This window comes from Actinotalea ferrariae, from assembly GCF_019733465.1.
Classification (GTDB): domain Bacteria; phylum Actinomycetota; class Actinomycetes; order Actinomycetales; family Cellulomonadaceae; genus Actinotalea; species Actinotalea ferrariae_A.
Genome location: NZ_JACVQL010000104.1, coordinates 1 through 7,200, shown reverse-complemented (window position 1 = coordinate 7,200; position 7,200 = coordinate 1). Strand labels below are relative to the sequence as shown.

General features: G+C 71.8%; 7 protein-coding genes. 6 read left to right on the top strand and 1 reads right to left on the bottom strand.

Going from position 1 to position 7,200, the window contains the following annotated elements:
- On the top strand, positions 1-2,533 hold a 2,533-nt coding region (locus tag ICW40_RS09210), incomplete at its 5' end, for an AAA domain-containing protein (RefSeq protein ID WP_260458998.1).
- A 115-nt stretch (positions 2,534-2,648) separates the two neighbouring features.
- Here the strand turns inward: ICW40_RS09210 and ICW40_RS09205 are convergent.
- Positions 2,649-2,951: a hypothetical protein gene (locus tag ICW40_RS09205; RefSeq protein ID WP_221653531.1), complete on the bottom strand. Its 303-nt coding sequence runs from the start codon at positions 2,949-2,951 to the stop codon at positions 2,649-2,651.
- 295 nt (positions 2,952-3,246) lie between these two features.
- Here ICW40_RS09205 and ICW40_RS09200 point away from each other — a divergent pair, with 295 nt between their 5' ends.
- The 5 genes from ICW40_RS09200 to ICW40_RS09180 all read left to right on the top strand — a co-directional run bounded on the left by ICW40_RS09200 (position 3,247) and on the right by ICW40_RS09180 (position 7,054).
- The gene (locus tag ICW40_RS09200) at positions 3,247-3,561 is read left to right on the top strand and encodes a hypothetical protein (RefSeq protein ID WP_221653530.1); all 315 of its coding nucleotides are present in this window, start codon (positions 3,247-3,249) and stop codon (positions 3,559-3,561) included.
- Positions 3,558-4,772: a putative T7SS-secreted protein gene (locus ICW40_RS09195; protein ID WP_221653529.1), complete on the top strand. Its 1,215-nt coding sequence runs from the start codon at positions 3,558-3,560 to the stop codon at positions 4,770-4,772. Before ICW40_RS09200 ends, ICW40_RS09195 begins: the two co-directional genes overlap by 4 nt.
- A complete protein-coding gene (locus tag ICW40_RS09190; protein WP_221653528.1) occupies positions 4,772-5,125 on the top strand; it encodes a DUF6188 family protein in 354 nt (117 codons plus the stop codon). Before ICW40_RS09195 ends, ICW40_RS09190 begins: the two co-directional genes overlap by 1 nt.
- A gap of 30 nt (positions 5,126-5,155) precedes the next feature.
- On the top strand, positions 5,156-5,518 hold the full coding sequence (locus tag ICW40_RS09185; protein WP_221653527.1) for a hypothetical protein: 363 nt from the start codon (positions 5,156-5,158) through the stop codon (positions 5,516-5,518).
- 183 nt (positions 5,519-5,701) lie between these two features.
- The gene (locus ICW40_RS09180) at positions 5,702-7,054 is read left to right on the top strand and encodes an ABC transporter substrate-binding protein (protein WP_221653526.1); all 1,353 of its coding nucleotides are present in this window, start codon (positions 5,702-5,704) and stop codon (positions 7,052-7,054) included.
- Positions 7,055-7,200: the final 146 nt, after the last annotated feature.

Below are 7,200 nucleotides of genomic sequence, written 5' to 3'. Positions count from 1 at the left end.
GTGGCAGGCCGACGCGCGGTCCGGTGCGCTCGTGCGGCTGCAGCGCTGGTCGCGCCTGCGCGGCGCGATCGGCGCGTTCGACGCGTGGGGCGCGATCGACGTCGGGCGCCTGGTGCGCTCGGGTCGGCTCGACGGCGACTCCGCCGAGGAGGCCGTGCGCCTCGCGTTCGCGGAGACCGTGGTCGCCGAGCGCCTCGACGCCACGGGGCTGCGCGCGTTCGACGAGCGGCAGCGTGCGCGACTGACCGGGCGGTTCCTCGACACGGGGGAGGACGTGCGCGAGCGCATGCGCGTCGAGCTGCCCGCGCGCATCGTCGCCGCCCGCACGTTCGATCCGCGCGTGCGGGCCGGCCGCAGCAGCGAGTTCATGGCCCAGCTCGGCCGGCGCCGCGGCGGCCTGACCATCCGGCAGCTGCTCGCGCGCTACGGCTCGATCATCACCGAGGTCACGCCGTGCCTGCTGATGAGCCCGAGCTCGGTCGCCCGGTTCCTGCCGCCCGAGGGCATCGGGTTCGACGTCGTCGTGTTCGACGAGGCGTCGCAGATCCGCGTCGCCGAGGCCGTGGGCGCGATGGGCCGCGGGGCGTCCGTGATCGTCGTCGGCGACTCCAAGCAGATGCCGCCGACGTCGATGTTCGCGGCGTCCGCGGGCGACGACGACGAGACGGTGGTCGAGGACGTCACCGTCCCGGCGGACATGGAGAGCATCCTCGGTGAGGCGAAGGAGTCGCGGCTGCCGAGCCTCTCCCTGTCCTGGCACTACCGCAGCCGCGACGAGACGCTCATCGCGTTCTCCAACCGCTCCTACTACGACAACCGCCTCGCGAGCTTCCCGACGCCGCCCGGCCGGCGCGACGGGCTCGGCGTCTCGTGGCGACGGGTCGACGGCGTCTGGGAGGGCGGCTCGCGCGGGGCGGCGCGGGTCAACCGGGCCGAGGCCGACGCGGTGGTCGACGAGATCGGCGTGCTGCTGCGACAGGACGCTGAACGGTCGATCGGCGTGGTGACGTTCAACTCCCAGCAGCGCGACCTCATCCTCGACCTGCTCGAGGGCTCGGGGGACGCGCTGGTCGAGGCGGCGCTCGCGCGCGAGGAGGAGCCGCTGTTCGTCAAGAACCTCGACAACGTCCAGGGCGACGAGCGCGACGTCATCATCTTCACGCTCGCGTTCGCGAAGGACGCGCGGGGGCGGGTGCCGCTCAACTGGGGGCCGCTGACGCGCAGCGGCGGTGAGCGGCGGCTCAACGTCGCGGTGACGCGCGCCAAGGAGCAGGTCGTCGTGCTGTCCTCGTTCGAGCCCGAGGAGCTGGACCTCTCGGGCTCGTCGTCGCAAGGTCTCGCGGACCTGCGCGACTACCTGCTGCTCGCCAAGCACGGGCCGCAGCGCGCGGGTCTCGTGCGCGAGCGGCCGCGTGACCTGCACCTCGAGGACGTCGCGCGCTCGCTGCGGGAGGCGGGGCTCGAGGTGCTGACGCACGTGGGGCTGTCGGACTTCACGGTCGAGCTGGCCGTGCGGGCGTCGGCCGACCTGCCGTGGGTGGCCGTGATGCTCGACGGCCCGGCGTGGTCGCGGCGCACCACGGTGACGGACCGCGAGGGGCTGCCGCGGACGGTGCTCGAGGGGTCGATGGGCTGGTCGCGTGTGGTGCAGGTGTGGCTGCCGACCTGGCTGCGCGACCGGGACGCCGTCGTGCAGGCGGTCGTGGACGCGGCGCGGAACCCGGATGCCGCGCCGGCGGCGGGCGGGCCGCTCGTCGAGGTGGTCCCGGGCGACGTCGCGCCGGTCGACGACGCATTGCCGGTGGAGGACGTGCCGACGCAGGGCGGGGACGGGTTCGGCGCGCACCGTGCGCCCGGCACGGGCGACGGCGTCGCTGGAGAACCGATCCAGGACCTGCCGACCGTCGGCCAGGCCGACGAGGACGAGCCGTCGTCGGAGGCCGCCGACGCCGACGCCGTTCCGCCGCCGCCCCACGGCAGCGGGTGGTGGACGCGGGCGAGCGAGTACCCGACCGGCTCGACAACGGTGCTCGACGGGCTGCACCGACCCAGGAACCTCGAGCGGGTCCGCGCCGAGATGGACGAGGTCCTGGCCATCGAGGGTCCGATGCTCCTCGACCGCCTCGTGCGCATCACCGCGCGACGCTTCGACCTCTACAGCCTCCGCGAGTCGCGGCGGGAGGCGCTGGTCGCCGTCGTCCCGAGCGAGCAGGTGCGCGTGGCGCCCAACGGCGACGTCGTCGCGTGGCCGCGCGACCTCGACCCCGCGACGTGGACGGGCTACCGTCCGCCGGCCGACGGTGCGCGCGACGTCGCCGACGTCCCGTACGACGAGCTCCGCAACGCGATGGTCGACGTCGCCCGCCGAGCGCACGGCATCGAGCGCGACGACCTGGTGCGGCAGACCGCGCAGGTGTTCGGCATCGCCCGCGTCGCGTCCAAGGTCCGCCCGCGGCTCGAAGGCGTCCTCTCAGCGGCGCTGACGGAGGGTGCGCTGGTCGAGCAGGGGACGCACGTGTCGGCGGTGGGCTGAGCGCCCTTCACACCTGCGGACAACCGCTGCGGCAGGTCAGGCCTGGCAGCCTTCCGTCACAGGAGTCACCCAGGTCTGCGGATGGGGCCGATTCAGCGGCTGCTACGCCCCGACCTCACGCGGCCCTGATCCGAGCAGCGATCAGGAAGTCACCCGCGTCGCACCTCGCGGTGGACGCGTTCGACCCGCCGGCCCAACGCCACGGGCCGACGGACGAGTAGGTCCGGGCGTTCCAGTCGCTCCGGCAGGTGACCTCCGCGCGGTACTGGCCCTGCCCGCCGCCGCAGTAGACGGAGACCGCGTTGCCGTGGCGGTACGGCTGGTCGCAGATCACGTCCGCCTGGGCGGGACCGGCGACCATGACGCCGCCGGTCGCCAGGGCGAGAGCTGTAAGGACGCGGATGGCGGTGCGGCGCATGATTCCCCCTTGTCGGGTCCCCCGTGGACCCTGTCGCCCTGGGATGCTACCGACCGACCGGTCCGCCGGCCCGCCATCATCGTCACAGGCCTCCTCGGCATCGAGCCGGGCACATCGCGCGGCGGTGGACTGCCGTCCCCCGCACCCCCGGCTGGCCCGTCGCTGCTCCGCGATGTGTTCGCGCCTGTTGGGCGTCCCCACGGCGGCACCGTGCCACGAGGCCGCCGGTGTCACCTGTGGACAAGCGCTGTACCGCTCCCACGTCGGGGAGTCTCTCGACAACGGGAGGTGGCTGATGCCGGTGACGGACGGGTTCGAGCTCGACTACGACGAGGCGTGGGCGAGCGGGTCGGTGCTGCTCGGCGTGGGCGACGACCTGAGCGCCCAGGGCAGGGCCGGGCTGCTGCTCGGCAGCGGTGCCTACGGCGGCGCACCTCTCTCTGCGGCCGCGGAGCGCTTCACCGCGCGGTTCGGTCACACCCTCCGCGGGCTCGGCGAGGAGGTCGTCACAGCGGGCGAGAACATCCGCGCGTCAGTCACGGCATCGCGCGAGACCGACCTGCTTGCCCCGACGCTGTTCCCGTCGACCGCTCCCGCATACGCGCTGTGACCGCGACGCTCGCCTCGACGACCGACCCGGGACTGCTGATCCTCGGTTCCGTCGAGGCGCTTCACACCGACGCCGCGGACCTAGAGGCTGATGCTGGCTCCATCGACCTGTCCGCGGCGGACGTCGCGCACCAGCAGGTCGCGGGATGGATCGGCGAGGCAGCAGCCGGGTGGGCCGATCGGAGATCGGCGCTCGAGACGTCGCTCGCCGCCGTCGCCGAGACGTTCCGCGTGGCGGCCACGGTGCTGCGTTGCCACGCCGACGTCCTCGCGTGGCGACAGGAACGCGCGGCTGCTGCCGTGGAGCTCTGGGCTGCCGCCGAATCCATCGCCCCGACGTCACCGAACTTGGCGCCGGCGCCATCTCTCTTTCGGGCCGACCAGACCCCGTTCCCGCCGAAGCCCGCGTTCGGCACCACCCCGGACTTCCTCAACCTGCGCGCCCTGGCTGAGCGGGTGCTCGCGGAGGCGCGGCGCGAGGTGAGGCTCTCGGCGCAGGCGGCCGCCGAGCTGTTGGATCAGCTGTCTGACGGCCTTCCCGACGGGCGCTGGCACACCGACCAGTTCCTCGCAGCCCTCGGCGAGTGGGCCGCCACCGCGACCTCCGAAGTGCTGCCGATCGTGCTCGTCACCCGAATCATCGTCGACCACGACGGCGTAGTCGCCGAGGCGCAGGCCGACGGAGAAGCCTTGCTCGCCGCGGCCGAGTACCTCTCGGCGAATCCCGATCAGGCGGTCCCAGTGCTCCTCGATCTGCAGACCCTCGAGGACAACCCTGCTCGCTGGTGGGGCTCGATCGCGCCCGACCTCGCGCTTTCCGCGGTAGGAGCGGGTGCGACAGTGCGTGCACTGAGGTTCACGCACGCCGCTCCACCGCGTATCCCGCCACCGGCCAGACCGCCCGAGACCTCGTCGGCACCGCCAGTAGCCACCCCGAACGGGAGCGGCGGAGGCAGTGGCGCCCCGAAGCCGGCGCAGACCTTCATGCCCCCGACGAATCCCCCGCAGCTTCCACCGACGTCTGTGCCGCCCGGGTACGAGCTCCGAGTGATGCGTCCGACCGAGCAGTACCCGAACGGGTACTGGCGGCTCAAGAGCGACGAAGGCCACTACATTGACCCGAGCACCGGGCGCCAGCCGGGTACTGGGACGAAACCGCAATTCAATTCCCGAACGCATGTGCCTCTGCCGGACGACTATTGGGAGAACTGATGTATGGGCTACCAGCGAGTGCCGATCTGACGTTCCTCCGAGGGCTGGCGCTGACGCAGGTCTGCTTCGGCGAGAACGAGGTGATTCTCCGGTTCGACGAAGGAGTCGAGATCACTGTGGAGACGAACATGGCTCTTCTCGACGGGAACGGAGGCTCCACGGAGCGTCTCGAGGTTGCCACCGAGCTCGTAGGGTCAGTCGGCGCCACGGTGGAGCACGTCGAGTGGGGCACGAGTGGCAGGGTCGTGGTGGCATTCGCCGGCCGCCCATCCCGTCTGGAGATTGTCGACGACAACGCCCATTACGAGAGCTACCAGATCTATGTCGGCAAGGAACCCCGCTACATCGTGTGACACGCGCCCGCCCGTCCACGGAGCCACGAAGTGAAGATCGAGCCGATGTTCGTCCCGAGTGACCAGGAGTTCCTGGAAGAGCTCGGGGTGCAACCGGAGCCCATCGACGAGTACGGCGGGCGGGTGCTGCGCTTCGTCAACGCGGACCGGGGAGAGGCCCTTCAGCTCACCTACGACCTGATGGAGCAGATCGTCGCCTACCGGTGGTGGGTGGACGGCGTCCTCGTCGCCGACGTCGTCCGTGACGCGGTGACGGACCTCCGCATCGTCGGCATGTCGCGCACCAGTGTGGAGGCGCGGTACGGGGTGCCGGACTATCACGGGGTCCTCGTGATCGACATCCATCCTCGTGTCATCGTGACGGACCAAGTCCTGCGGGGCAGCGCGAGCTGAGCGGCGCAGATCGAGGTCGGCCCGGGCGAGCGACGCTCGATGCCGGACGCGCTCAAGCGCACCGCGGTTTTGACGACCGACAAGTCACCGCTGAAGATGGAAAGCGCATTCCATCTTCGCTCCGCCCGTTGACCCTCGTGGCCGGCCGGCAACGACGCCACCGGACGAGACCCTGGAGTACCCGTGCAACTTTCCCGTCGTACCGCGACCACCCAGCCCACCGCGCGCCGCCGTCGGCGGATAGCTCGCGGGGCGGCCACGCTAGCCGCGGGCTCCCTGCTCCTCGTCGGCTGCGCGCAGGGCGACGCAGGCGCCGGCGCGACGGCGGACGACGACGGTGGCGGGGAAGGCGGGGAGGCCACGATCCGCTTCGCCTGGTGGGGGTCGGACCACTACCACCAGATGTACCAGGAGGTCGCCGACGCCTTCATGGCCGAGCACCCGGACATCACGATCGTCCCCGAGTTCACCGACTGGGGCGGCTACTGGGACAAGCTCGCGACGACGGTCGCGGCCGGTGACACCCCGGACGTCCTCATGCAGGAGCAGCGCTACCTGCGCGAGTACGCCGAGCGCGGCGTGCTCGCGGACCTCTCCGACGCGGTGGACACCTCCGCGATGGACGAGGCGCTCGTCGCCACGGGCGAGGTCGACGACGGCCTCTACGCGATCCCGACCGGCACCAACGTGTTCTCGATCGTCGCCAACCCGGCCGTCTTCGAGCAGGCCGGCGTCGAGATGCCGGACGACACGACGTGGACCTGGGACGACTTCCACGACGTCGCGACGCAGGTCGGTGCCGCGGGCGACGACCTGTGGGGCAAGCAGGACTGGGGCAGCAACGACGCCGGGCTGAACATCTTCGCCCGGCAGCACGGTGAGCAGCTCTTCACCGAGGACGGCGAGCTCGGCGTCTCGAAGGAGACGATCGCCGAGTGGTGGCAGATGTCGCTGGACCTGCAGGAGTCGGGCGGTCAGCCGCCGGCCTCGGCGTCGTCCGAGATGCTCAACATGGGTCCCGAGCAGTCGCTCGTCGCCACGAACCGCGGCGCGACGATGGCCGAGTGGACCAACCAGCTGACGGCCATCGCGAACGCCGCGGGGCACGAGCTCGAGCTGCTGCGCTGGCCCGGTGAGTCGAGCGGCGAGCGCACCGGCATGTACTACAAGCCCGCGCTGTACGCCTCCATGTCCGCCACGTCCGAGCACCCGGAGGAGGCCGCGATGTTCATCGACTTCATGCTCAACTCCGAGACGGCGGGCGACATCATCATGGCCGACCTCGGCCTGCCGGTGAACCTCGAGACCCGTGAGCGCGTGGTCGCCGAGCTGCCCGAGACGGACAAGCAGTCGGCCGAGTTCGTCGCGGACCTCGAGGACGAGATCGTCGACAGCCCGCCGGTGCCGCCGGTCGGCGCGGGCGAGATGGCCGCGATCCTCGGCCGCCTCAACGACGAGGTCCTCTTCGAGCGGCTCACCCCGGAGGACGCCGCCGAGCGGTTCATCAGCGAGGTCGAGGCCATCATCGGTGGCTGACGTCCCCACCCGCGGGCCGAGCGCTCCGAGCCGCCCGAGCGCGCTCGGCGGCTACGAGGACTGGCCCGCGTGGCAGGCGGCCGCCGCACCGTTCCCCGGTGCGGTGGCCGCCGCGCTCGGCGTCCCGACGCCGTCGCCCGTCGAGC